This window comes from Deinococcus sp. QL22 (assembly GCF_023370075.1).
Classification (GTDB): Bacteria; Deinococcota; Deinococci; order Deinococcales; family Deinococcaceae; genus Deinococcus.
Map to the genome: position 1 here is coordinate 1,033,841 of NZ_CP097149.1, position 23,916 is coordinate 1,057,756.

The 23,916-nt window shown below is 60.8% G+C and carries 23 protein-coding genes and 2 pseudogenes; 1 reads left to right on the forward strand and 24 read right to left on the reverse strand.

Features of this window, described 5'->3' with window-relative positions:
* Nucleotides 1-11 precede the first annotated feature (11 nt).
* From M1R55_RS04950 to M1R55_RS05025, 16 genes and pseudogenes are all read right to left on the reverse strand, one after another.
* A complete protein-coding gene (locus M1R55_RS04950; RefSeq protein ID WP_249393605.1) occupies nucleotides 12-1,421 on the reverse strand; it encodes a V-type ATP synthase subunit B in 1,410 nt (469 codons plus the stop codon).
* Nucleotides 1,418-3,166 (reverse strand): V-type ATP synthase subunit A, encoded by a 1,749-nt coding sequence (locus M1R55_RS04955; RefSeq protein ID WP_249393606.1) that lies wholly within the window; start codon nucleotides 3,164-3,166, stop codon nucleotides 1,418-1,420. The genes M1R55_RS04950 and M1R55_RS04955 overlap by 4 nt, the downstream gene beginning before the upstream one ends.
* A 122-nt stretch (nucleotides 3,167-3,288) precedes the next feature.
* Nucleotides 3,289-3,645, reverse strand: coding sequence for a V-type ATP synthase subunit F (locus M1R55_RS04960; RefSeq protein WP_305880271.1), 357 nt, complete (start codon nucleotides 3,643-3,645; stop codon nucleotides 3,289-3,291).
* Nucleotides 3,642-4,619, reverse strand: a complete 978-nt coding sequence (locus M1R55_RS04965; RefSeq protein WP_249393607.1) for a V-type ATPase subunit — start codon at nucleotides 4,617-4,619, stop codon at nucleotides 3,642-3,644. Before M1R55_RS04965 ends, M1R55_RS04960 begins: the two co-directional genes overlap by 4 nt.
* 9 nt (nucleotides 4,620-4,628) lie before the next feature.
* Nucleotides 4,629-5,186, reverse strand: a complete 558-nt coding sequence (locus M1R55_RS04970) for a V-type ATP synthase subunit E (protein WP_249393608.1) — start codon at nucleotides 5,184-5,186, stop codon at nucleotides 4,629-4,631.
* A 1-nt stretch (nucleotide 5,187) separates the two neighbouring features.
* Entirely contained in the window at nucleotides 5,188-5,490 is a 303-nt protein-coding gene (locus M1R55_RS04975) for a V-type ATP synthase subunit K (RefSeq protein ID WP_249393609.1), read from the reverse strand.
* Between the two features lie 17 nt (nucleotides 5,491-5,507).
* A complete protein-coding gene (locus M1R55_RS04980) occupies nucleotides 5,508-7,583 on the reverse strand; it encodes a V-type ATP synthase subunit I (RefSeq protein WP_249393610.1) in 2,076 nt (691 codons plus the stop codon).
* On the reverse strand, nucleotides 7,580-7,897 hold the full coding sequence (locus M1R55_RS04985) for a V-type ATPase subunit subunit G family protein (protein ID WP_249393611.1): 318 nt from the start codon (nucleotides 7,895-7,897) through the stop codon (nucleotides 7,580-7,582). The genes M1R55_RS04980 and M1R55_RS04985 overlap by 4 nt, the downstream gene beginning before the upstream one ends.
* Before the next feature lie 399 nt (nucleotides 7,898-8,296).
* Nucleotides 8,297-9,604, reverse strand: a complete 1,308-nt coding sequence (locus M1R55_RS04990; protein WP_249393612.1) for an ammonium transporter — start codon at nucleotides 9,602-9,604, stop codon at nucleotides 8,297-8,299.
* 38 nt (nucleotides 9,605-9,642) lie between these two features.
* Entirely contained in the window at nucleotides 9,643-10,017 is a 375-nt protein-coding gene (locus M1R55_RS04995) for a P-II family nitrogen regulator (protein ID WP_249393613.1), read from the reverse strand.
* Nucleotides 10,018-10,354: 337 nt separating this feature from the next.
* Nucleotides 10,355-10,912 carry a DUF4126 domain-containing protein gene (locus tag M1R55_RS05000; protein WP_249393614.1) on the reverse strand — a complete coding sequence of 186 codons (558 nt, stop codon included), beginning with the start codon at nucleotides 10,910-10,912 and terminating at the stop codon, nucleotides 10,355-10,357.
* Between the two features lie 138 nt (nucleotides 10,913-11,050).
* The gene (pth, locus tag M1R55_RS05005) at nucleotides 11,051-11,725 is read right to left on the reverse strand and encodes an aminoacyl-tRNA hydrolase (RefSeq protein ID WP_249393615.1); all 675 of its coding nucleotides are present in this window, start codon (nucleotides 11,723-11,725) and stop codon (nucleotides 11,051-11,053) included.
* A 1-nt stretch (nucleotide 11,726) separates the two neighbouring features.
* Nucleotides 11,727-12,137, reverse strand: a complete 411-nt coding sequence (locus M1R55_RS05010; protein WP_249393616.1) for a hypothetical protein — start codon at nucleotides 12,135-12,137, stop codon at nucleotides 11,727-11,729.
* Between the two features lie 341 nt (nucleotides 12,138-12,478).
* On the reverse strand, nucleotides 12,479-12,994 hold the full coding sequence (locus M1R55_RS05015) for a hypothetical protein (protein ID WP_249393617.1): 516 nt from the start codon (nucleotides 12,992-12,994) through the stop codon (nucleotides 12,479-12,481).
* A gap of 69 nt (nucleotides 12,995-13,063) precedes the next feature.
* A pseudogene (locus tag M1R55_RS05020) lies at nucleotides 13,064-13,862 on the reverse strand (IS5 family transposase).
* A gap of 146 nt (nucleotides 13,863-14,008) precedes the next feature.
* Nucleotides 14,009-14,509 (reverse strand): DUF427 domain-containing protein, encoded by a 501-nt coding sequence (locus M1R55_RS05025; RefSeq protein WP_249393618.1) that lies wholly within the window; start codon nucleotides 14,507-14,509, stop codon nucleotides 14,009-14,011.
* A gap of 97 nt (nucleotides 14,510-14,606) precedes the next feature.
* On the opposite strand from M1R55_RS05025, the gene M1R55_RS05030 reads away from it, so the two are divergent.
* The gene (locus M1R55_RS05030) at nucleotides 14,607-15,722 is read left to right on the forward strand and encodes an alpha-hydroxy acid oxidase (RefSeq protein ID WP_249393619.1); all 1,116 of its coding nucleotides are present in this window, start codon (nucleotides 14,607-14,609) and stop codon (nucleotides 15,720-15,722) included.
* Here the strand turns inward: M1R55_RS05030 and M1R55_RS05035 are convergent.
* The 8 genes and pseudogenes from M1R55_RS05035 to M1R55_RS05070 all read right to left on the reverse strand — a co-directional run bounded on the left by M1R55_RS05035 (nucleotide 15,719) and on the right by M1R55_RS05070 (nucleotide 23,890).
* Nucleotides 15,719-16,753: a DNA topoisomerase IB gene (locus M1R55_RS05035; RefSeq protein WP_249393620.1), complete on the reverse strand. Its 1,035-nt coding sequence runs from the start codon at nucleotides 16,751-16,753 to the stop codon at nucleotides 15,719-15,721. The genes M1R55_RS05030 and M1R55_RS05035 overlap by 4 nt on opposite strands.
* A 2-nt stretch (nucleotides 16,754-16,755) precedes the next feature.
* Nucleotides 16,756-17,532, reverse strand: coding sequence for a uracil-DNA glycosylase (ung, locus tag M1R55_RS05040; protein WP_249393621.1), 777 nt, complete (start codon nucleotides 17,530-17,532; stop codon nucleotides 16,756-16,758).
* 159 nt (nucleotides 17,533-17,691) lie between these two features.
* Complete coding sequence (locus M1R55_RS05045) at nucleotides 17,692-17,976, reverse strand: hypothetical protein (RefSeq protein WP_249393622.1); 285 nt, start codon at nucleotides 17,974-17,976, stop codon at nucleotides 17,692-17,694.
* A gap of 104 nt (nucleotides 17,977-18,080) precedes the next feature.
* Entirely contained in the window at nucleotides 18,081-18,584 is a 504-nt protein-coding gene (locus M1R55_RS05050; RefSeq protein WP_249393623.1) for a hypothetical protein, read from the reverse strand.
* A gap of 336 nt (nucleotides 18,585-18,920) precedes the next feature.
* Nucleotides 18,921-20,105 (reverse strand): glutamine-hydrolyzing carbamoyl-phosphate synthase small subunit, encoded by a 1,185-nt coding sequence (gene carA / locus M1R55_RS05055; protein ID WP_249394137.1) that lies wholly within the window; start codon nucleotides 20,103-20,105, stop codon nucleotides 18,921-18,923.
* Nucleotides 20,106-20,395: 290 nt separating this feature from the next.
* Nucleotides 20,396-22,717 (reverse strand): annotated as a pseudogene (locus M1R55_RS05060) (DNA alkylation repair protein).
* Nucleotides 22,718-22,800: 83 nt separating this feature from the next.
* Nucleotides 22,801-23,328, reverse strand: a complete 528-nt coding sequence (locus M1R55_RS05065) for an N-acetyltransferase (RefSeq protein ID WP_249393624.1) — start codon at nucleotides 23,326-23,328, stop codon at nucleotides 22,801-22,803.
* Nucleotides 23,329-23,419: 91 nt separating this feature from the next.
* Nucleotides 23,420-23,890: a GNAT family N-acetyltransferase gene (locus M1R55_RS05070; protein WP_064013775.1), complete on the reverse strand. Its 471-nt coding sequence runs from the start codon at nucleotides 23,888-23,890 to the stop codon at nucleotides 23,420-23,422.
* Nucleotides 23,891-23,916: the final 26 nt, after the last annotated feature.

Here is a 23,916-nt window from a genome sequence, read left to right on the forward strand (position 1 = left end):
CTATGTTCTATTTAGATCCGGTTGCCCCGCCACATTTCGTCCACCTTGGTACCGTAGTACTTGTCGATGGTGTCTTTGCTGAGGCGCGTCAATTGGCTCTGGGGCAGCTTGGACAGAATGCCCCACGCCACCGTCAGGCTCTCGTCGATAGAACGATCCTGGCCGCCCTGCCCGATGAAGTACTGCTCGAAATCATCGGCAAAGCGCAGGTACAGTTTGTCGGTGTCGCTGAGGGCATCTTCACCCGTAATTGCCACCAATTTACGCAAGTCGAGGCCGTTGGCGTAAGCCGCAAACAGCTGGTCGGACACGTTTTTGTGGTCGGCGCGGGTCTTGCCTTTGCCGATGCCGTTGCCCTGCAAGCGGCTCAGGCTGGGCAGCGGGTTGATGGGCGGGAAGATGCCCTTGGTGTTCAGCGCCCGGTCAACCACGATCTGGCCTTCGGTGATGTACCCGGTCAGGTCGGGGATGGGATGGGTAATATCGTCGTCGGGCATGGACAGAATTGGAATCTGCGTGACCGATCCGGGTTTGCCCTGTACCACGCCTGCGCGTTCGTAAAGGCTTGCCAAGTCGGTGTACATATAGCCGGGGAAGCCGCGTCGTCCGGGGATTTCCTCGCGTGCGCCGCCGATTTCACGGAGGGCTTCACAGTAGTTGGTCAAGTCGGTCAGGATCACGAGGACGTGATAGCCGTGCTCGAAGGCCAGGTACTCGGCGGTGGTGAGCGCCATACGGGGCGTCAAAAGGCGCTCTACGGCGGGATCGTCGGCGCGGTTCAGGAACAATACGCTGCGGGCCAGTGCGCCCGTGCGCTCGAATTCCTGCGTGAAGAAGCTGACTTCGCGCTGGGTCAGACCCATGGCCGCGAACACCACGGCGAAGTCGCCTTCGTGTCCGGGCACCTTGGCCTGACGGGCGATCTGCGCTGCCAGTTCGTTGTGCGGCAAACCACTGCCCGAGAAAATGGGGAGCTTCTGACCACGGATCAGCGAGGTGTTCACGTCGATGGTGCTGATGCCGGTCTGAATAAATTCTTCGGGCTTGGCACGCGCCGTGGGGTTCATGGGCTGGCCGTTGATGCTCACGCGCTTCTCGGCGACCACCTGGGGCAGACCGTCAATCGGGCGACCCAGGCCGTCAAAGCGGCGGCCAATCATTTCCTTGCTCACGCCGAGGCGGGCCACGTCTTCAACGAGGCTGACGCTGGCGGTGGCGAGGTCCAGACCACGCGTTTCTTCGAACACCTGAATCACGGCGTTTTCATCAGATACGCTGATGACCTGTCCGCCGCGAATCTTGCCCTGACCATCCTTGATTTCGACGATTGCGCCGTAAGCGAGGTCGGAGGCCGCATTTACGAACAACAAGGGACCGGAGATATAGGCCACATCGTTGTATTCCTTCTTGAGCAGGGTCATACCTTGACTCCCTTGAAGGTCGTGTCGAGTTCGGCCAGCACGTCATCGCGGTAGGCGGCAAATTCGCCTTCGGGCGTGTATCGTGCGCGGCCCAGTTTCTCGATCACGGGGCTTTGAATAATTTCGTCGATGGTGGCTCCGCCCTTCAGCGCAATGTCGGCCTGATCGTAAAACTTCAGGAACATCTGCATCAGACCGTAGTTTTTGGGCATGGAGGCGCTGGCGTCAACGGGGTCGAAGCCGTTTTGCTGCAGGAAATCCTGACGCAACATGCGGCCCGCTTCGATGATCAGACGCTCGTTGTCTTGCAGGGCGTCGGGGCCGACAAGTTGCACCACTTCTTGCAGCGCGGCTTCTTGCTGAAGCAGGTTGCCGATGCGCTGGCGCAGTTCGGGGAAGTCGGGGCCGACGTTGGCGCGGTACCAGCCATCCAGAATCGGTGTGAACAGGCTGTAAGAGCCGTTCCAGTTGATCGCTGGGAAGTGGCGGCGGCGGGCCAGGCCAGCGTCAAGACGCCAGAACGCGCCGGTAATACGCAGGGTGGCCTGAGTCACGGGTTCAGACATGTCGCCGCCTGCCGGCGAAACTGCGCCGATCACGCTGACTGCGCCTGTTTCGCCGCCGAGGGTGGTCACCGCTCCGGCACGCTCGTAGAACGCCGCGAGTTTCGCACCGAGGTAAGGGGGGTAGCCTTCTTCTGCGGGCATTTCTTCAAGGCGGCTGGAGATTTCGCGGAGGGCTTCGGCCCAGCGGCTGGTGGAGTCGGCCATCAGGGACACGGAGTAGCCCTGATCGCGGAAGTACTCGGCCAGCGTAATGCCCGTGTACACGGACGCTTCACGCGCCGCCACCGGCATGTTAGAGGTGTTGGCGATCAGGATGGTGCGGTGCATCAGCGGGCCGCCCGTCTTGGGGTCAACCAATTCGGGGAACTCCACCAACACGTCGGTCATCTCGTTGCCGCGCTCGCCGCAACCCACGTACACCACGATGTCGGCGTTGCCGTACTTCGCCACGCTTTGCTGGGTTACGGTTTTGCCCGATCCGAAGGGGCCGGGAATAGCTGCCGCGCCGCCCATCACCAGAGGGAACAGCACGTCCAGAATGCGCATTCCGGTCAGGAAGGGCAAGCTGGGGTCAAGCTTTTTGGCAACGGGACGGGGCGCACGCACGGGCCAGTAGTGGGCCATGCGGAGCTTGGTTCCGTCTTCCAGTTCAGCAATCGTATCGTCGATGTTGTAGTCGCCTGCTGCCGCCACCCAGCGCAGCTTGCCGCTCTTTTCGGGGGGCGTCAGGATCTTGTGCGTGAAGCTGAATTCGGGCACGGTGCCGAGGATCGAAGACCCGATGACCATGTCGCCCGCATTCACGCTGGGCGTAAAGGCCCAGGTTTTGGTGCGGTCAAGGCTGCTGACTTCGATACCGCGAGCGATAAAGTCGCCCGAAGCTTCACGGATTTTGTCCAGAGGGCGCTGAATGCCGTCATAGATGCCGTTGAGCATGCCCGGCCCCAGTTCGACGCTGAGGGGCAAGTTGGTCGTGACGACGGGTTCGCCCACCGTCAGGCCGCTGGTATCTTCGTACACCTGCACGAAGGCCGTATTGCCGTCCAGTCGAATGATTTCTCCGACCAGACGCTCGGTGCCTACGCGCACGATGTCGTACATTTTCGCGCCGTACATGCCGTTGGCGATCACGGCGGGGCCAGCGATACTCTGCACGACGCCTGCTTTGTTCTGCGTCATTCGTTCTCCTTGAGAAGGTCTAAGGGTCTAGGGTCTAAGAGTCTAAGGGCAAAAAACTCAACCATTTGTGGGTCTTTTCCTTAGACCTTTAGACCCTTGGACACGGTATTTCTTAAACAGGGTTACAACTTGATGTCAAAGCCGATGGTTTCGCGCACGAGTTTACCCATGTAGGCTTTGGCGTCCACGGTATCGGCACTAAAGGCGTCGGCCAAGCTGGGAATAGGCAAGAGGATGGGCAGATCCCGGCCCCGCATGATGCGGGCGGTGGCGGTGGCTGGGTCGGGAATCAGGCCGGTGTCGATGGCGATCAGGCCGTAGCGGTTGCCGGTAATCAGGGCTTCCAGTTCACGCAGGGCGCTTTCCGGGGTGGCCTCGATGACTTCTGCACCCGCCAAGCGGTAGCCGGTGGCCGTTTCGTTGTCGGCCAACACCGCCACGCGCTGCAAGGTGCCGCCTGCTTGGGCTTTGGCGGTCATGCCTGCACCTCTTTCCGAATAGATTCAGCACTCAGGTTATAAAACTTCCCGCGTGCGATCAGGCGCAGTTTGGCAATCTCGATTTCTTTGCGGCGCAGGAAATCAAGGATGATGCCCACACCTTCGGGGTCGCCCGCCGCCACATTACGGGCGGCATTGTCGAGCGCCGTCCGCGCCGCGACTTCGGCGTCCTCCAGGGTCGGAGCGTCCAGAATGCCCACGATATCGGGCACGCCGCCTGCGTCCCCGCCTGCCAAGCGTGCGTAGCCGCCTGCGTCGAGGTGCCCGCCCGCCACAAACAAGTTGGGGTCGAGGGGTTGGCCTTTGCTGGCGCGGGCAATCAGCGCATTGGTCACGTCGATTTCCCGGCTCAAGTAACGGCGCAGGCTGGTATTGCGGGCCACGTTCAGCGCGTGGCGGTAGTAGCCCTGATCCAACGTCACTTCCAAGTCCAGCAAGCGGCCACTGGCAGCGTAAGCACTGGCTCCGTCGCGCATCGCCTTGGCCAGCGGGTGTCCACTGAGGGCGATGGCGGCGGCGGCGGCAGCCAAATCACTGCTCTGAGCAGCGGTTTGCAGGGCAGCAATTTTGATGGTGCCGCCCGGAATCAGGCTGTCCAAAATGGCGTCTGCGCCGCGTCCACCGACCACACCACGCGCCACGGTCTTGAGGTTCACCAGATCCCACTTCATCAGCAGGGCCTGAATCTCGCGTTTGGCGTCGCCATCGGCAAAGTTCAGTACCTTCTGGGTGGTGGCAAACAGGTTGGCAGACAGGGCGCGGTCGAGTTCGGGCAGACCCGCACCCTCGGTCGTGGTTTCACGCATGTTGGCGGCCAGTTCGGTTTCGGTCAGCACACGCAAAAATTCCTGATAGCTGCCCGACGAGAGCGCCGAGTCGAGCGAGCGCCCGTCGAGCAGTTTGGTTCGCATGATGCGGACACGCGTGTTGATGTAAGCGTAATCGTCGGGCATGGGCGTCCTTTACTCGGCCAGCAGACGGCTGATCTGCGGGGCAAGTTCACCCTTCACGCGGTCGAGTCGGCCTGCGAGGGTATTGGTGATGCCGCTCTTACCACCGTTGGACAGCACGCGCACACCGCCCACGATTCCGGCGTTTTCACGCACGGGCAGATCAGTCACGAGTTCGCAAGCCACCATCACGTCGGCGGGGTTCACTTCAACCGCGTCGGCGTTGGGAATGGCTTCGCGGGCCTGCCAGATTAACCGCGCCAAAATCTCGCGGTATTCGGGAGCAGCGATCACTTCTTGCAAGTGACCTTCCACGAGGCTGTACACCTGCGCCATTCCGTGTTCGCCCGCTTTGAGACGAGACGCACTCAGTTCGAGTTCGGCGGCGCTGCGTGCCCGCACGAGACCTGCTTGACGCTGGCTGTGCAGGGCGCGGGTTCGGCTGTCCAGCAGGGCTTCGGCGCGGTCTTGGGCGTCTTTCAGGATGGTGGCGGCGCGGTCACGGGCTTCGGCGCGGATGCGCTCGATTTCCGATTGCGCCTCCTGTTCGAGAAGCTTGTCGAGCGCCATATCAGTTCAGGATGAACAGGGCGAGGAAGCCGAAGATCACGAGCGTTTCAGGGATCAGGAAGTAGAGCAGCAGGCTACCGGCCTTGCTGGGGTCTTCGGCCACTGCGCCGACCAAGCTGGAGCCGATGCGGGCCTGCGCGATGCCGGTGCCCACTGCGCCCAGACCGAGGGCCAAACCTGCGCCCACTGCACGCAACCCACGGTACAGGTCATCGTTGGCAGCCGCGCCCGCTTCTTGGGCAAAGCCGGTGGTGGCGAGGGCGAGAACGAGGGAAGCGAGGACGATCTTGTTGTACTTGGTCATAGTGGACACTCCTGAAATTATTTGACCTGCCCGGCCCCAGCATTGACGCTGGCGCTGGCGCTAAGGCGGCGAAGAGGATTGTACGCGGGGCTGGTTTCGGCGTTGAAGCCGGTGGGATTGAGGAATTCGACCATATGCAAACGGAGGGGCTGAATCACGTGGCCGATCAGGGTGAGGGCCAGCACGAAGAAGTGCAGCGCCGCGCCGAGAATCACACCGATGATGATGCCGAGGAAGCCGATATTTTCGTACAGGCTCCAGCCCACGTCGGTGCAGAGTTTGGCCAAAATTGCGCTGACCAGACCCACGGCGAAGATACGGGCGTAGCTGACGACCGCGCCGCCCTGCGAGAGCAGTTCGATGGGCAGCAGCGGATACTGCTTGATGACCCGAATCCAGCCAATTAGGAACAGGGCAAAGCCCACGTACATCAGCAGAATCAGGGGGTTAGAGAAGTTGGAAAACTGGCCGAAGTTCTTGCCTGCCTGGGTGGCGAACGCCATCAGAATCAGAGCGCCCACACCGCCGAACAAGGCGATGCCTTCCCAGATATGCACGGCGTCTTTGTGCTTGATGCCCTGCTGAATACGGATGCCCCAGCCCCACAGGACTTGGACGATGCCGAACAGCAGCGCGAACACGAGAGCCACGTTGGAAAAGTAATCGGTTTCCAGGCGTGGGAACACGGTGGGAATCAGGCCGTAGTGCTTTTCGCCCTCATGGGCTTCGGCCACGATTCCGGTCCAGCCCCACAGGTTGTTCACGATGGCCGGATCGACGTAGAACAGGTGAATATGCTCGCCAAGCGTGCCGAACAGTTCGCCGGTCAGGACACCCCACACGATGGCCCAAGCTGACATCACGTTGGTGACGAAGCCGAGGTCTTTGAGGGTGGCGGGCGGTACATACGCCCCGAAGAAGCTGAGATCCCAGCCCTCGTTGCGCTTGGCCTTGCCCAGCAGCCAGAGGCCGAACAGCAAGAACAAGAAGCCGTAACCGATGTCGGCAATGATGATCCCGAAGAACAGCGGGAAAAACACGGCGATGACCCACGTGGGGTCAAAGGTGCCGTATTTGGGCAGGCTCATCAGACCCATGACGAGGCTGAAGGGCCGTACATACCCGTTGTTTTTCAGTTGCACGGGAATGGTGGCGTCGTGGTGCTCGTCGGCTTCATGGAACTCGAAGCTGACGGCGTCACCGAATTTGCCCAGCGCGGCAGTCAGCGCAGGCACGCGGTCGGCGGGAACGTAGCCCTGCATGGCAAGGCTGTATTTGCCGCGTGCCGATACCGCCCGCACATCATGAATGGCGACCCGGTCTTTGAGGGCGTCGCGCACGGCGTACAGCGCGGGGCCGTGCGTTTGCGCCAACTTCTCGCGGGTGCCGTTCAGTCCGACCTGACGGTCTGCGCCGCCCTTCTGAATCCGCTCCATTTCCGAGGCGGCTTCTGAGAGGGGCATGTTGTCGAAGCGTCCCGGCAAGCGCAGTTCACCGAGGCGAACCTTGCCCAGCGCGGTGCGGGCGGCGTCGCGTTCCCCTTTCAGGGTAGCGATGACGCCCACGCGGTTTTGGCCCACAGGCTCGGTGGCCAGCAGGTAGCGGTCTTTCAGCGAGGCTTGCAGCGCCGCGTCCAGTTCGGCCACGTTATCGGCGGGCTGAAGCAGGAATGGCACCAGGCTCACGCGGCGGCTGCGGTCTAGCCCGCCCACGATGTGCGACAGGGCACGCACCGCAGGGCCGTAAGCAGCTTCGGCGTCTAGATCGGCCTGAAGCGCCTGACGCTCTTTGGCAAGCGCACCGACCGGAACGGCGGCAGCTTCCACTACGTTTTCCCACTCGCCCTGCGCGGGCAGGGGAGCGGGGGCGGGGCGGTAAGCGCCGAGTTCGGCAATGGTACTTTCGGCCCGTGCCAACAGGCGTTCGTCTTCGCGGCGGGCCAAGGCATCTTGACCGACCAACGAACCCGTGTTGAGCGGGCCGCCCGTGATGGGCTTGAGGTGCAGCACCCCGGCGTCTTGCAGGGCCGTGATGACCGTTTCGCTGTCCCGCTTGCGAACGGCAATCACAACCTGCTGCATGGGGTTGATCACGGCAACACCGCCTTCAGAATGTGTTCGGCAGCCTGCTGTACTCGTAAACTGGCCCGCTCACGCGCCGTGTGTGCGTCGCCCTCAGCCTGCGCGGTGGCGTCTGCACGAATGGCGTGCGTTTCGGTGTTCAGCTGCCCGTCATGTTCGGCCTGCATGGCCTGAGCACGCGATTCTGCGTCACGGAGAATACGGGCCGCTTCCTGCTCGGCAGCCTCGACCTCCCGCTTCGCTTCCTCGCGGGCCGCTTCGATCTGGGCATCTAGCGCGGCCTCACGGCTGGCCAGTTCACTCAAGACTCGACTTGAAGCGTCCAAATCCCCTCCTCCTTTACCATCGCGGCTCAAGACACCCAAACAGACCACCCTAAAAACGATGGCATGAAAGGGGCCTGGAGCTGTGGTGGCCCGACCCTTAGAATGACGTCAGACTCAGCAAGCATCCTAACACACGCCTCCAATTGCACTGAGGGGGCATGCGTCCCGGTGAAGGCAACTTGATAAGACGACTGGCAAAAAGTACCGTCAGGTTGACTACGGTTGCGCCCCAGCATCCATAAGGCTTCCCACCAGCCTCCAGACAGCAGGCACAGCAGCGCCCGCCACTGGGGATGCGGTCAGTGGCGGGCTAAACGTGGAAGTTCGGATTTGGGGGAGAGGAGGCGTTAGGGCGAAAGGATGCTCAGGTATGGAGCAAGCTTAGATACGGGGCAGGGTTCAGTCGCCGCCGACGAAGACAGGTGCGCCGAGGCCAGTTTCGCTTTCGCTGTAGCCCTGCTCGCTGTGGGCGCTGATGTCGATGCCCGTAATTTCCTGGCTGGCAGGAATCCGCAGCGGCATGATCAGGCTGACCAACTTAAGCAGCAAGAAGGTGCCGAGGCCTGTAAAGACCACCGTAAACAAGACGGCCACGAACTGGGTACCCATCTGCTCGGCAAAAGGCTTGCCGCTGCCGGTTGTCCACGCCAGCGCTCCGGTCAGCAGTGCGCCCACGATTCCGGCCACGCCGTGACAGGCGAACACGTCTAGGGCGTCGTCGGCCTTGAGGCTGGACTTGAGCTGCACGGCCCAGTAAGAAGCAGTGGCGGCCAGCAACCCGATAACGATGGCGGCCCACGGGGTGACGAAGGCGCAGGCGGGCGTGATGGCGACCAAACCGACGACCAGGCCGGTGGCGGCACCGACGGCAGTGGGCTTGCCGTTGCGGGCGCTTTCCCAGACCAGCCAGCCCAACATGGCGGCGGCAGGAGCGATGAGGGTGGTAATAAAGGCGAGTCCGGCGGTCTGGTTGGCGGCGAGGGCCGAGCCAGCATTGAAACCCATCCAGCCGAACCACAGCAGGCCCGCGCCCAGCAGGACAAACGGCACGTTGTGGGGAATGTGGGCGGTGCGGCCATACCCGATGCGGGGGCCGACCACGAACGCCGCGACCAACGCACTCACGCCAGCAGCGATGTGAACCACGGTGCCGCCTGCAAAGTCCAGTGCGCCGTCTTTAAACAGCCAGCCGTCACTGCTCCAGACCATGTGGGCCAGCGGCGCGTAAATAAACAGACTCCAGAGGCCGCCAAACAGCAGGTACGCACCGAAACGCATGCGCTCCACGACTGCGCCGGAAATCAGGGCCAGAGCAATAATGGCGAACATGCCCTGAAATGCGGCGAATACGAAGGTGGGAATAGTGCCGCTGAGTTGGTCTTTGAGGCCTTCTAAGCCAAGGTTAGAAAACCCACCGAAGAAGGCGTTGCCACCGGAACCAAACGCGATGGTGTATCCGGCCAGTGTCCACAGCACGGCCACCAAGCCAATGGCAACGAAGCTCATCATCATGGTGTTCAGGACGCTCTGGGCACGGGTGAGGCCGCCGTAAAAGAAGGCCAGTCCGGGCGTCATCAGCAGCACGAGGGCCGAGGCGATCAGCAGCCAGGCGGTGTCGCCCGTATTCAGTTCGGGGGTGGCCGTTTGTGCGAGGGCCGCGCCGCCGAGCAGCAGCAGGGTGGGCAGGGTCTTGTTCAGGTTCGTCATGTCTCTCCCTCCGGGGTTGGGGGCGTACTTAGTGCCGCTTAAAACGTCGGCGTCAGTTTCTTTTCGGTGACGGGCGTCAGGGCGGCGCTGTCTTCTTCGCCCGTACGAATCCGCACCACCCGGTCAAGGGTCTGCACAAAAATCTTGCCGTCGCCCACTTCGCCTGTGCGTGCACCCCGGCAAATGGCGTCTATGGCCGCCTGCACAAAGGGTTCAGAGACAGCCATCCGGAACTCCACTTTGTCGCGGAATTCCACCATCACGCGGGTACCCCGGTAATGCTCTACAACTTCCTGCTCGCCGCCGTGCCCACTGACCCGGCTGAGGGTGATTCCGCTGATTCCAGCTTGAAATAAAGCTTCCTTGACCTGTTGCACCCGCTCGGGGCGCACAACCGCCGTGACTAGTTTCATGGCGTCTCCTTTGCACTGCTCAATTTGCAGGCCGTCAATGTTGGCTCGGTGCATCCCTGCATGGGTTCAGTGTGAGCAAGTCTGTGCAACTTGTCAACGGAAATATGAACATTCAGCTAGATTATGGCGGTCAGTTTGCACAAGTTGTCCAGAAAGAGAATCAAACATGAAGATGACCTGCCAATCCGTCGCCAAAATAGTGAACATTTTGCCGCCAAACGATTGATAAGTATCGGTGCAGCAGCGAATGCCAGCACGAAAAAGGGAGAGGCCCCGTAATGGCTCCTCTCCTCTGCTGACTGTTCCCCTGTTGACTGCTCACAGTGTACGGCGATATTTACAAAATCCGGCGGCCCCGCACCCGCGCCCAGAGGCGGTAGGCAACCACCAGCACGCCCGCCAAGCCCAAGACCGCCAGCACCGGGGCGAAGATCGCCAGCACGCTGATGGTCAGACTGGCCCCATCTTCGGCGGTGCTGATGACCGGATTGGCGAGGCCGCCCGTGGTTGCTGTGGCTACTGGGCGCATGACCGTGCGCGTGGCCTGCACACCGCCCGCCACAATCAGGCCAAGTGCGAGGCTCAGGGTCGGGGGCACATCGGCCACGCCCGCCTGAGACGCGAACAGGATGGCCCCCGCCGCGGCATTGACCACGCCGCCGAACAGGTGCAGCACGTGATCTACGCCGGGAATCTTGTCGCCCACAAAGTCCAGCAACCCGATGACGCCCACGCCGACCAGCACCCACACATTGCCCAACAGATCAAAGGGCTGCGACAGTTCCAGCACGCCAAAGCGCGAGAGCAGGCCCACGACCAGCAGCGGAATATAGGCATTCAGGCCCGCCGCCCCGGAGAGGCCCAGCGAAGAAAGGAGTCCAGTGAGTAGTTCCATACGGCTCCTATACGCGATTGGGGGCGGGAATGTTGCGGGGGCGGTCTAAGGGTCTAGGATCTAAGGGCAGATCAAGGGTAGTTTTGTTGTGTTGCGAGGGCAAGGAAACTAAATCAGAACAGGAGAGAGACTCTGCGCCTAACTCTCCGACACCACTCTCACCGCTGCCGCCTTCTCCGGTTCAACCTGCCCCGCATTCACTTTGACCGGCTCCACTTTGATTGGCTCTGGCTTGGGCCTCAGATCGGTGCCGTTGTATTGCGCCTGGCCTTCTTTCAACCCGTGTTGCGTCCAGACTTCGGCGGCGTTGGCCCCCAGTCGGATCAGTTCGGCCAGCGTATCGGCTTCTTCGTCGCGCCAGCGGCTCAGCACCCAGTCGGCGGGATCCCAGCCAGCCGGGGGCCGCGAAATGCCGATCTTCAGGCGTGGAAAGGCTTCGGTGCCCAGCACACGGATCAGGTCACGAATCCCGTTCTGGCCGCCATGCCGCCCGCTGGGGCGAAACTTTAGAAGTCCAAACGGGCTGTCGAGGTCGTCCTGAACGGCCAACAGTGCATCCGGCTCCAACTTGTAAAAGGACATCAACGGGGCCACAGCTTTGCCCGATGCATTCATAAAGGTCAGCGGGCGCACCAGCAGCACTTTGGTTCCGGGTGCAGGCCCCAAACGAATTTCGGCCAATTCTGCGTCTTTCTCTTTGCGCCAGGTGGCTCCCCAACGCCGCCCCAGTTCATCCAGCACCAGCCAGCCCACGTTGTGCCGGGTGCGGGCGTACTGCGTGCCGGGATTGCCGAGGCCCACGATCAGGCGCACATCACGCCTCCAGAGAAGTCAAGATTTCGCGCCACCGCGCCTCTGTTTCACGCACGCGGTTGTCGTTCTTGGCCCGCAAGTAGCCTGCCCGGAAGTCAGCAAAGCGGGTGTCAGTATCGGAAAAGAGGAGCCCCAGCGCCTGCTTTGCATCGGCCACATTGCGTTCGGTCATGGGCGTGCCTTTGGCGTCCAGCACCTCATCCAGCGTCGCCATAAATCCCGACAGGGGGCGCAACCATTGAAAAGAAGGGTGATTCATGACCAGCGAATACAGCGCGAAAGGGCCGCCGACTGGCCCGTTCAGGAACTCGTATTCACCTTTGGCAAAGTCCAGCAGCGCCGAATGGAAATGCCGCAGCGCAGGGACCAGCGCCGTCAGTTTGGAGCGAATGCGATCATCAGAAGCCGTCATAGGGTCAGGTTATCAAGGGCGGGCGGGGAGGGCAGCTTGCAGAATGGTAGGGTCGAAGGGTCTAGAGTCGAAGGAAGGTCAAGGGCAATCGCTGGCGCTCACTCCCCCGCAAGGGGAGAGGGAGAAAACAGACCCACATCGTTCCCACCCCTCTGCGTGTAAGGCCCCAAGGTGCATGCAACGCGCGGGCCAATTCCAGCTTCAAGACGACTGGCAATTCCGCTTCAGGTGAACGAACAAGCCGAGCCTGAATGCGACAAGATCAATCCTGCCTAGGGTCTGTAGGCCAAGGGGCAGGGATACGCCTCCGTCTTTGGGTTGCGTTTGGATCATCAGCTGTGTCAGCTGTCAAACCAGAACACCATTCGCAAATCGTGGGGATCGTCCACGAACGCTTGAAGCTGCGTCAAACCTTCGGTCACAAACCTCGTGTCTGCAACTGCATCACGGTAGGTCACCATCTCCGGCCGAGCCTCTCGTGCGTCTTGATCAGCAATGGGCTCCAAGCGCACGAGAGGCGGATCCCAATCAAACGTCAACAGCTCGTGCAGGGAAAGCCACGATGGACTGTGCACCTCTGGATAGTGCTGTGCTGCCCGCCAAGCATCGCGAACTTCATCACTCACGTCGTCTGGGATCCCACGGCACGGGGAGATCGGGCGCACATTCATTCGGTTCCGCACACCACCCAGGATCGCAAAGAGATCGTAATCGCGACCGATAAACAGCGGCAAGCGCCAGTAGGCTTCTTCCTGTTCCGGAGTGGCCGTGTCCCAGTCCAGATCTGGGAGCACCTGAATTCTTTTCCAGCCGTCGTCTTTTCGAACCTCAAAATGCTCGTGTAGATCACAACCCATGGCGTTGACGATGACAGACTTCGGCCGAATTTTTCAGGCTACTGAAGGTGCAGTCAAGCTCTCCACATCTCAGAGCCACAAGAGGATCGCCGCCACTTGGAGCCATGCTTGATAACTCCGGGCCCGTTTGTCATAACGAGTCGCGATCCTGCGAAAGTGTTTGAAGCGGTTGACCAGGCGCTCCACTTTGTTCCGCTCTTTGTAGACAGCAGGATCGAAGCACAGATCAGAACCCTGGTCTTTACGCCTGGGAATCGTGACTCGAATGCCACGGCTGTGCAGATACTTCCGAACAGTGGTGTAGCTGTAGCCTTGATCGCCCACGATGCGATCAGGACGAATCCGCGGCGGCCCCGTCCGGCGCGTACCACAGCACCTTCTCCAGCAGAGGTTGTAGGTATTTGGATTCATGCCGTTCTCCACCACTCAGGACGAACGCCATGGGCTTTCCGTGCCCTTCTGCACGTAGATGGATCTTGGTGCTGAAGCCACCCCGGGATCTTCCCAGAGCTTCTTCGGCTTGGCCTCCACGTGCGCCTGCAGCACATGGATGTGCTCGAACTACAGTGCCATCGACAAAATGCATTGACCAGTCAAGCTGACCTTTCCGGTCAGCCTGGCGTTGCAATTCGGCCCAGACCTGCTGCCAAAGGCCTTTGGCAGTCCAGCGACGGAACCGACTGGCGATCGTGGTCCATTTGCCGAAGCGCTCTGGGACGTCGCGCCACGGCGCACCTGTTCTGAGGACCCAGAGGATGCCACTGACGATGGGTCGATGCTCTAAATAAGGACGTCCCAGACCGAAGCGGGCTGGGAGGAGGGGTTCCAGACGTTGCCACTGTTCATCCGTGATTTCTTCGCGCCACAGCACGAAAAGATACGCTCATTCCCTCAAATTTCAACCCTTGGCCTACAGACCCTAGTGCAACGACAAACCTCCCCTGACCCACTTGGAGGTGGGGGAAAGCTTGGAAGCATGCCGAAAAGACAAAATTAAATCGCAGAGCGCAAAGCCTACCAGCCCATAGACCCCGGCCCGCCCTTAAACGGCCCCACCACATCTGGCGTGATCCAGCCGCCATAAAACCCGCCCGGCTGCGGCGTCACGCGCTCGCCGTCTACGCGGCATTCGTCCATTTGGCCCGCGTACACGGCCACAAAGCCAGCAATAGCAGCAAAAGCAGGCGTGGGCCGCTCATAGCTCCAGCCTGCGCGGGCCACTGTTTTTCCGCCTGCCGAGAGCGTCCAGTAGGCCGCCTCGCCCTTCCATTCGCAAGAGCTTGCGCCGTGCGCCTCGTGCAGCACACCGGGCAAAAAGGTGGCGCGGGGCAGGTAATAGCCAGGGGGATGACTGGTTTCCAGAACCCGGTAGGCCTGGGTGGTGTCGGCAATAACAATGCCTCCCAACACGATTTCTATGCGTTTGGGGGTACGCTCCAGGCGGGGCGGGCGCGGGTAGGCCCAGACGCTTTCCTGGCCTGCACGGGCAACAACGGGTTTCGGAGAACGCAACATGGCTCAGCTTGCGCCGGGGTGGGGGCAAATGCCGTCAGCGAGGCTACGAAGTCGGGCGCCCCTTGACTTAAAGAAGTCGGGAAGCCGATGGTAAGCCATGACCACGCTGCTGGGTGCATTACAGGTATTACAACCGACGCTGGAACAGACCGTGAATCTGGCCGAAATAGAGGCGCTGGGCCGCGCCGCGCTGGATCAGAACGCGCTGGAATACTACGCCAGCGGCGCAAACGACGAGGTAACGCTGCGGGAAAACCGCGAAGGCTTTCGCCGCCTGAAACTTCGGCCGCGCATGTTGGTCGACGTGTCGAACGTGGACACCCGAACCACGCTGCTGGGCCTGCCCGTGCAAATGCCGATTGCTGTTGCCCCCAGCGCCTTTCATGGTCTGGCACACCATGACGCCGAACTGGGCACGGCACGCGGCGCGGCGGCGGCGGGCACGGTCATGACCCTCAGCACCTTTTCCAACACTCCGATTGAGGCGGTGGCACAGCAGGCCAGCACAGGTTTTTGGTTCCAGTTGTACCTCTACCGCCAGCGTGAAATTAGCGCTGAAGTGGTGCAGCGGGCCGAAGCTGCCGGAGCACGGGCGTTGGTGCTGACCGTAGACGCGCCGTTTTTGGGTCGCCGCGAACCCAACGAGCGGAACCGTTTTGCCCTCCCGCCCCATCTGGGCGTGCCCAACGCCGGAACACGGCAAGAATTGGCCGGAGTAGAAACAGGCACAGGGTCGCAACTGGTCAACTATTTTCAGGGACTTGTAGACAAAACCGTGACCTGGAACGACCTGGCCTGGCTGCGCGGCGTGACCTCCTTGCCGATTGTGCTGAAGGGTATTCTGACCGCCGAAGACGCTCAATTGGCCGCCCAGCACGGCTGCCATGTCTGGGTCAGCAATCACGGCGGGCGGCAACTGGATACGGCCGTCAGTGCCATAGAAGCACTTCCTGAAGTAGTGGACGCGGTGGCAGGCCGCACAGAGATTTATCTGGACGGCGGCGTGACCCGTGGAACGGATGTGCTGAAAGCATTGGCCCTCGGCGCACAGGGCGTCTTTTTGGGCCGCGCTGCGCTGTGGGGTTTGGCGGCAGGTGGGGAAGTAGGTGTGGCCCGTACCCTGACGTTGCTGAATGAGGAACTGCGACTGGCGATGGCGCTATGCGGCAAGGTGAACGTGGGGGAATTGGGACGGGATTTGATTCGGACTTAATCCACCTTCTTTCGCCGCCCACGCAACGCCTTTTCACTCTCCAGCAATCGCTTCAGCGCCACCTCGCTGCGGGTCAGGCCGTCCAGTTCCGGGGGCAGTTTGGCGGCGCGGGGTTCGTAGTCGTCCAGCACCTTGCCCTCCAGGTAGCGGTCAAAAATGACAGGGCAAATGTAGCTGCCCCGCGTCACGGCGGGCGTGTTGCCCAAGTCGGCGGCCACAACTTCCACGCATTCCACGAGGGTTTTGCGGGCGGCGCGTTCGCTTTCCGGTGCGCCCGCTTCGGCCAGATATTCGGCGGCCAGCAGAGTTCCGCCCCACGTTCGGAAGTCCTTGGCGGTAAACGGACCGATCACTTCCCGCAAATAAGAATTGAGGGCAGGGGCGCGGATGCGGATGCGGGTGTCGTCCTGCACGCCCTGAAACAGCCACGGCCCCGGCAATTGCAGCAGGCGCTCTATGTTGGCGGCCAGTGTGCGGTCTTGGGTGGCTTTGTGCTGCGTGACCCCGTGTTTGCCGCGAAAATGAAAGGTCACGGTGCTGCCCTGCACCTGCACATGCTTTTGCCTCAGCGTACTCAGGCCGTAGGTTTTGTGGTCGCGGGCGTAGGCGTCACTGCCCACCCGGAAACGGGCCACATGCAGCACCCGGCTCATCAGGGCCATGACCTTGCGTGGCGGCAACCCGCTGAGGCGCAGGTCAGTGGTGGTCACGGCCCGCAGGGTGGGCAGCGCTCCGGCAAAACGGGTTAGGCGTTGCCATTTTTTCAGCGCCCCGATCTGTACAAAATCAGGGTGATAGCGGTATTGCAGCCGTCCGGCAGCGTCGCGGCCAAAGGCCTGCAATTCGGCGTCCGGATCGGGCGATACGTACACATCGGTATAGGCAGGCGGTACAGCCAGCGCGGCAATGCGGGCCAGGCCGTCCGGGTCGGTATACGGGTCGCCATCAGGAAAGGCGTAAGCAAAGGCTTTCGGATCGTGGCCCTCGCGCCGCAGGTATTCGTCTTGGAGCAGTTCGGTGCGTCCGGGCATTCTTAGCCTTCCGTCTGCACTGCTTCGGCCTGCATGGGCAATTGCCACTGAATGGGCGTCTGACCAGCTTCTTGTAGCGCCGCATTCGCCCGCGAAAAGGGCTTGCTGCCCATAAATTTGGTCACACTGAGCGGGCTGGGGTGGGCGCTCTCCAGAATGGTGTGCTGCTGCCCCGTAATCAGTTTGGTCTTTTTGCGGGCATACGCGCCCCACAGCACAAACACCACACGCTCCGGCTTGGCATTCACGGCACGGATAATTGCGTCGGTAAACTTTTCCCAGCCCTGCCCGGCGTGGCTGTTGGGTTCTCCGGCCCGCACGGTCAACACGGCGTTTAGCAGCAGCACGCCCTGTGCGGCCCAGGGCGTCAGCGAGCCATGTTTGGGAATCTGAAAGCCCACGTCGCCCTGCAGTTCCTTGTAAATATTGGCGAGGCTGGGCGGCGGGCGCACACCGGGCCGCACGCTGAAGCTCAGGCCGTGCGCCTGCCCCTGTCCATCTGGAGTGCCGCCGTGATAGGGATCCTGGCCTAACACCAACACTTTTACATCGGCGTACGGCGTGAGCTTCAGCGCCGTGAACATCTCTCCGGACGGCGGGTAAATGGTGGCAGTTGTGCGCTCACGGGCCACGTACGCCATGAGATTCTGAAAATACGGTTGGCTGGTCTCACCCTTCAGCACGTCGGCCCAGTCGCCGGGCAAGGTCACGGCAGATGCGGCTGTTGATGCTATGGGGGCGGCGGCAGCATCGTCGAACAGGCTGGGTTGGTCGCTCATGGCAGGCAAACTCCTTAGGCGGCAGTGTGTCGCCTGACCCAAACCGAAATTGTGGGTTTCCGTTCAGCGCACAAAAGGGTCAAGGAAGCTTAAAGCCCGGCAGCAAGCGGGCCGCCCCAGTACAGAGGGCGGCCCATGAAGAGGTTGAATGAAGTGAGTTTAGCCGATGGTGGCGCGGAAACAGACCGTAAATTTTGCATCAGGAACCAGCACAAAGGCTCCAGGACTGACCGTCACACGTCCACTGTTCAGGGCACCAGCATCGGTGTCGGCAGCGGAGGTGAGGAAAACATCTCCTGTTGGGTAGGTCATGCGGATGTCCTGTCCAACTCCATACGCTCCGACTTTGAAGGTGGTATTGGCGGGCACGGTGGTGCCAACGGCGGAAGCGGTACCCAAAGCGAGTGCTGCCAATACGGAAACGAACGACCAAGACTTCTTCATGTGTTCTCCTGTTTACTGCTCGGAATTAGTGACTTGCCTGTATACAAATGAGTTGACGATTGAAAACTTGTTTGACGATTAGAGCGAAATGGTTGAAGCAGAACTCATTTGACTTTCACGCGGAAGCTGAGCTTCAACGATTCGTCCTTCTTGAGGGTGGCGACCGTCCAGCGCACGTTGGTGTACATGTTGGTGGGAGCGGCGACTTGCTTGGTTACGCTTTTGCCGTTTTCGGTCACGGTGACCGTGCGGGTGGGCGTGGCGGCATATGTTTTGCCGTTGTCGATGGAGTACAGCAGCTTCCAACGCTCGTTGCCGGGCGTGGCCTGCCCACTGAACTCGGTGCCTTTGGGCACAGGAATACCCACGTACACGGTATTCAGGGACTTGCCACTGATGTTGGTCACGGTTACTTCTTCACGCAAGATGTCGTTGGGCAACACCGTTTTGGGGCCAAGCACCACTTGCTCAGTGGTTTTGCCGTCTACGGTGTTGATCTTGATCAGATCCTGAGCCAAGACGAACTTGATGACTTTGTTGACGGTGCCGCTGCTGGCTGGGGTCTGTGCGGCTGCCATAACACTGAGGCCAAGCAGTACGGTGGGCATAAGAACGAGAGTGCGTTTCAAGGTGGAATCCTCCTGGGGAGCGAAAAAGACCGACAGGTGTGGAAAAATCCACAGTTCTATCGGTCGCGCCACTCGCTCCACACCCAGCAGGCGCCCGTATAGGCTGGGTGATTCATGGCTCCGGAACAGCTAGTTGTATGTCGGAAACTTCACAAACCGCATCGAACGATAGCTGTTTGTTTCTGACATTCCTGTCACGCCCTCGACAGGAAGTTAGGGTGGGTGAGTTTTTCTTGAGTGAAGCATGAGTTTCGCTAAAACACGAAAAACTTTACTTCCTAGCTACAAGTATCATCCCGGTCAAGAGATGGGTTGTCAAACCCCCAAACGGCCTGTAGAGGCCTTGGCGACGGGTGTACCACTACCCCCATCAAACAAATCTATTTCCTCTATAAACCGGTTAAACAGGTAGCGGCTGTCGTGCGGGCCGGGGCTGGCTTCCGGGTGGTACTGCACCGAAAACACCGGGTAGCGCGTATGCGCCATGCCTTCCAGCGTGCCGTCGTTCAGGTTGATGTGCGTCGCCACAAACGCGCCGTTGGGAATAGAGTCGAGGTCTACGGCGTACCCATGATTCTGAGAAGTAATCTCTACGGTATTGGTCAGGAGGTTTTTGACTGGCTGATTGCCACCCCGGTGACCAAATTTCATCTTGAAGGTTTTGCCACCTGCCGCGAGGCCCAAAATTTGGTGGCCGAGGCAAATGCCGAAGGTGGGCAGCAGGCCCATCAGTTCCCACGCGGCTTTGTGGGCGTATTCCAGGGGGGCGGGATCGCCGGGGCCGTTGCTGAGGAACAGGCCGTGTGGCTGGAGCGCCATGATCTGTGCCGGGGTGGTGTGGGCCGGAACCACGATGGGTTCGATGCCCACCTCGGCCAGCCGCTCGATGATGGTGTGCTTGATGCCGAAATCCATGAGCACCACGCGCTTGCCGCTGCGGAGCGTGGGGAAGGCGTAGGGCAGCGCGGTGGTGACCTCGCGGGTCATATCAAAGCCGTCGATGTCCTGATGGCCCTGGGCGCGGCGCACATACACCTGCTCCTCGGCGGGCGTAAATTCCCCGTAAGAGTCTTCGGGGTGGGTGTAGGAGCGGTGAGCAATAACGCCCTTGACCACGCCGCCCGAACGCAACCGGCGCACCAGCGCCCGCGTATCGATGCCCTGAATGGACACGACGCCGTACTGCTGCATAAACGCCTCTAGGGATTGCTGGGCGCGGTGGTTGCTGTAGGTGCCGGAAAACTCGCGGGAAATAAAGCCGCGCACATACGGCTTATTGGATTCCATGTCGTAAATCGCCACGCCGTAATTGCCCACATGTGGGTAGGTAATGGTGACGATTTGCCCGTTGTAGCTGGGGTCGGTCATGATTTCCTGATACCCGGTCATCGAGGTATTGAACACCACTTCGCCGACCGTTTCGCCCCGGTGACCGTAGGCGTAACCCCGATAAACGGTGCCGTCTTCCAGGGCTAAAATCGCCCGTTCCTTTTTCAACATGCTGATTAAACTCATGCTTGGCCTCCTCCATTCGCGCCTCTCCGGACGCAGTTCATGGCGCGTGCCGCATCATAGCGGGCATCCGAGTGGGCGATACCCGCAAGAGGCACAACTCCGCGCCTAAAGATGTTGTATTCATACATTCCAAAAAAGAGGCTGCCCCACCAAAACGCAGTCGGGACAGCCTCTTTTGCTTACCGCGCCCATCGCCGGGGCGTATTTTAATGCATCCAAAATGAATAAGAAAGCCGAAGTCGTTTAGTCAGGGGATCAGTCTGGGCGCCAGGAGCTTACCAGCTGAAGTTGACGTTGGATTTGCTGACGATCAGGTTGCCGCTGACACTGCTCTGGGCCGTCATGCCGCCGTAGCGGTTGATCAGGTCGGTCATGACGGCGCTCACAGGCTTGAACATACCCGCCATTTCGCTGTCCATCTGCTCTTTTGGCAGGGCGTTGGTGAATACGCCCATGACCTGTTCTTCGGTCACGTCTTCTGGGTTGCGGGCGTACTGCCAGCCTGCCCCACCCTGAGTCTTGAGGGCAGCGGCCACAAAATCGGCGTCTTCGGCCAGCACGGGGGCGTCTTCGGCCAGGGCGGCATCCAGCGCCTCCTGGCTGTAAGCGGTGATCAGGTAGCCGTCGCGGAAGTTGTAGACCATCTTCAGGCCGCCGATCAGGTCGGTCAGGTCGTCCACGCTGCCGAGCGCGGCGGCCAGTGCACCTGCCTGCGCCCCGCTAGAAAACTCGCCCATGTCGCCCATACCGGGCAAATCGGTCATATCCGTGTTCTTGAGCAGATCGCTGAGGCTTTTGGCCAAGCCTGCCAGCGCGGTATTCACGGCGTCTGCATATTCGGGCATGTGTGCTTCGGCGGCAGACAAATCGGACACGCGCTGATAGGTAACGCTGTAATCCAGGGCACTCAGGGGGTTGGCGGCGTCAAAGCCTGCGGCCTGCGCGCCGTCTAGCGCAACCTGGGCGCACTCGCTCCCGAGGTACTTCGCCGAGCGCTCCAGGTGGCTGGCGAGTTGGCTGTCGGTCAGGAAGCCCACCGGGTCGAGCAGATCGATGCGGCTGAGCCAGCGGGCGGCGTAGGCATTACTTTCCGGGGCGCAGGCAGTCACGGCCACTGTTTCTACATCGGCAGGAATGATGTTCTGCACGGCAAAATTGGTGGTGGTGGTCAGCATGCGGGTCAGCGGTTTGTCTTTACCGTCCAGGTTGACCGCGTGCGCCGATTGCCCGGTCAGGCCCGCCGCCGTGGTGGTCAATCCGGCTGAATATTGGCCCAGAGTGTCCACGGTGTCCACGATGGGCGAGAGCAGGCGCGGCAGGAAGAACCGTGATAACTGGCTGCGGGCGACTTTGGCGGCGGCTGAAAAGTTGACGAAGAAGGACAGCTCCTGCTCGCCTTTCGCGGCGGTAGGAGCGGTATAAACGGCAGAATTCAGCAGGCGAGGGGCGGTGCTTCCGCTGAGGCGGCCCAGGTAGTTCATCAGCAGGGTTTTGTTGCTGGACATGTACACGAGGCCCCGAGACTGCCCCACGAACATACGGCCCTGACGCGAGAAGGAATAGAGGCCGACTGTTGCGCCGGGCTTGTCGGGCAACATGTCGCTCAACATCTCGTCAGACAATTCATCGGTGCGCGAGGCGGCCAGCACATGCAGATCGAACGGCTTGCCGGGTGCGCCTACGGTAAACACGCCCAGCGCGCCTTCCTGCCCCAGCGAACCTTTGATAATCTGCTGAAATCCGGTGAGGGTATCGGTCAGGTCGGCCATATCGGGAGAGTCTTCACCAACGGTTTCGATCACTTGGCCCACCAGACCAAACAGGCGGTCTATGGCCCCGCCTGCTTTCTGGGTTTCCAGCGTCATGAGCGCCCCGGCAGGCATATTTTGGGTAAGCGTGGCAGCCTGTGCCCCCGAACCGAGGGCGGCAAGCAGCAATGTGAGTGAAAGAGTTTTCTTCATAATCCTTATCTTAGCCGGGGCATGGGGCCAATGGAGGCGCATATCTTTTCCCGTCAGTCCAGATGCTTCAGGGCTTCCCGCCGCGCTAGTCCGGTCAGGCCCAGCGTTATCTACTGCGGCCCGCACCCACATCGGATCGGTTTTGGCGTACTCGCGCAATGCCCAGCCGATGGCCTTCTGAATAAAAAACTCGCGCTCGTGCTGCACGGCGCGGATGGTATCTACCATTAGGGCTTGATCGGTGTTCCTCTTGGCCTTCAGTTGCGCCAGTACTGCCGCCCGCCTTGTCCAGAGGTGGGGGCTGACCCGCCACAATTCCACTCGCTCTCGCCGTTGCTCCGTGTTTGCAAAAGCTCCAGCCAGCAGCGGTGACAGTGAATCCAGCACATTCTAGTGATCAGTGGCGGGCAACAGGCCTTCCAGAAAGGGCAGGTCTGCGGGGCTGGGGCGACTGAAGGCCACAACATCGAGCGCCGTGTAGCGTTCTTCCCGAAATTGGCCTGCCCACAATTCCGTTACAGCGGTAAAACGGGCCGTGCGATCCGGCTCCAGCTTCAGCGCCGCCCGCACCACTTCGCGCCGTGCCGGAGTTTGCACGCCCATAAACGGTTGGACGCCTTTCATGTAGGCAAACATCCCTGCCGCAAGGGCAGGATTGGCCCGATCATGCAATTCCTGCCGAATTCGCTGTCCCAACTTGCTTTGGGCCAGAGCTTCCGTCAACCCAATTCCCTATACATAGCAATCTCGTTGCAATTTTCAAAGAAGGCGCAGCGTTGGCATTCGCTCCAGACTTTGGGATGCAGGTTGGTCTTGTCTATCCGGACAAACCCGCATTTTTCAAAGAATCCCTGCTGATAAGTCCAGGCGAACAGGGCAGGCAACGCAATTTCACGCGCCTCCTGCTCGCAGGCTTCCACCAATTTTTTGCCCAGCCCGCGCCCCTGCATGGCCGGATGAATGGCCAGCCCGCGTACCTCGGCCAAGTCGGGGGCCAACATATGCAGGCCGCACACCCCTGCCAAGCCGCCGGGGTTACCCGCATGCGGTTCGGCCAAGTACAGGTGAAAATCGCGGATCGTTTCGGCCAGCAAAGCCCGCGAGCGTACCAGCATCAGCCCCCGCGCCGCCCAATAGCCGATCAGTTCGTGAATCGCGTCTATGTCGCTGAGGCGGGCCTTGCGGGTGCTGAGGGGAGAATCGGGGTGCAGGTCGGGGACGGCGATGGAGTCCAGAGACAGAGTCATGGGTGGCCCCCAAGACTGGATCGAGGAGGGTGAACCGTGGGGAAAGATTCAGACCAAACCACGATCCACGATCCACCCACTACGCCCGCCCTTACGCTTTGCTTGCGCCCGTATCCAGTGCCCGCATCCATGTGGTTCCGCCGGGGCGCTCGCTCTTGGCTTTGTAGGCCTGAATTTGCGGCGCGTTGGGCAGGTCGCCCATAACGACGGCCAGCGGCACCTGCGTAAACCCAAAGGTGCCCCAGTCGCCGCCCTTGCTGAACATATAAATGGCCCGGTCGCCCCGTCCCTGTGCATATTCCACAGCGCTCATGACCAGGCGTCTGCCCAGCCCGCCGCCCCGCGCTGCGGGCAAAATCGCCGCTCCACGCAGCAAGGAAGCCGTGTCGCCGTGCTCCAGCCCAATGGCTCCTACAGGTTGCCCGCCGCGCTCCGCGACCCAGTAAGTAGTGCCTTCGGCCAGCGCCGCTTCGGTGCTCAGGCCCGCTTCTTCCATCACGCGCACAATGGTTTCTTTGTCTTGGGCATTGGCGAGGCGAATTTGAACAGATGAGTCGGTCATGGTGAATGCCTCCAATTAAGGGAATG

Coding starts and splice junctions, on each gene's coding strand:
- M1R55_RS04950 (WP_249393605.1), bottom strand. CDS start 1,421: ATGACCCTGCTCAAGAAGGAATACAACGATGTGGCCTATATCTCCGGT.
- M1R55_RS04955 (WP_249393606.1), bottom strand. CDS start 3,166: ATGACGCAGAACAAAGCAGGCGTCGTGCAGAGTATCGCTGGCCCCGCC.
- M1R55_RS04960 (WP_305880271.1), bottom strand. CDS start 3,645: ATGACCGCCAAAGCCCAAGCAGGCGGCACCTTGCAGCGCGTGGCGGTG.
- M1R55_RS04965 (WP_249393607.1), bottom strand. CDS start 4,619: ATGCCCGACGATTACGCTTACATCAACACGCGTGTCCGCATCATGCGA.
- M1R55_RS04970 (WP_249393608.1), bottom strand. CDS start 5,186: ATGGCGCTCGACAAGCTTCTCGAACAGGAGGCGCAATCGGAAATCGAG.
- M1R55_RS04975 (WP_249393609.1), bottom strand. CDS start 5,490: ATGACCAAGTACAACAAGATCGTCCTCGCTTCCCTCGTTCTCGCCCTC.
- M1R55_RS04990 (WP_249393612.1), bottom strand. CDS start 9,604: ATGACGAACCTGAACAAGACCCTGCCCACCCTGCTGCTGCTCGGCGGC.
- M1R55_RS04995 (WP_249393613.1), bottom strand. CDS start 10,017: ATGAAACTAGTCACGGCGGTTGTGCGCCCCGAGCGGGTGCAACAGGTC.
- M1R55_RS05000 (WP_249393614.1), bottom strand. CDS start 10,912: ATGGAACTACTCACTGGACTCCTTTCTTCGCTGGGCCTCTCCGGGGCG.
- M1R55_RS05010 (WP_249393616.1), bottom strand. CDS start 12,137: ATGACGGCTTCTGATGATCGCATTCGCTCCAAACTGACGGCGCTGGTC.
- M1R55_RS05015 (WP_249393617.1), bottom strand. CDS start 12,994: ATGGGTTGTGATCTACACGAGCATTTTGAGGTTCGAAAAGACGACGGC.
- M1R55_RS05025 (WP_249393618.1), bottom strand. CDS start 14,509: ATGTTGCGTTCTCCGAAACCCGTTGTTGCCCGTGCAGGCCAGGAAAGC.
- M1R55_RS05030 (WP_249393619.1), top strand. CDS start 14,607: ATGACCACGCTGCTGGGTGCATTACAGGTATTACAACCGACGCTGGAA.
- M1R55_RS05035 (WP_249393620.1), bottom strand. CDS start 16,753: ATGCCCGGACGCACCGAACTGCTCCAAGACGAATACCTGCGGCGCGAG.
- ung (WP_249393621.1), bottom strand. CDS start 17,532: ATGAGCGACCAACCCAGCCTGTTCGACGATGCTGCCGCCGCCCCCATA.
- M1R55_RS05045 (WP_249393622.1), bottom strand. CDS start 17,976: ATGAAGAAGTCTTGGTCGTTCGTTTCCGTATTGGCAGCACTCGCTTTG.
- M1R55_RS05050 (WP_249393623.1), bottom strand. CDS start 18,584: ATGCCCACCGTACTGCTTGGCCTCAGTGTTATGGCAGCCGCACAGACC.
- carA (WP_249394137.1), bottom strand. CDS start 20,105: ATGTTGAAAAAGGAACGGGCGATTTTAGCCCTGGAAGACGGCACCGTT.
- M1R55_RS05065 (WP_249393624.1), bottom strand. CDS start 23,328: ATGACTCTGTCTCTGGACTCCATCGCCGTCCCCGACCTGCACCCCGAT.
- M1R55_RS05070 (WP_064013775.1), bottom strand. CDS start 23,890: ATGACCGACTCATCTGTTCAAATTCGCCTCGCCAATGCCCAAGACAAA.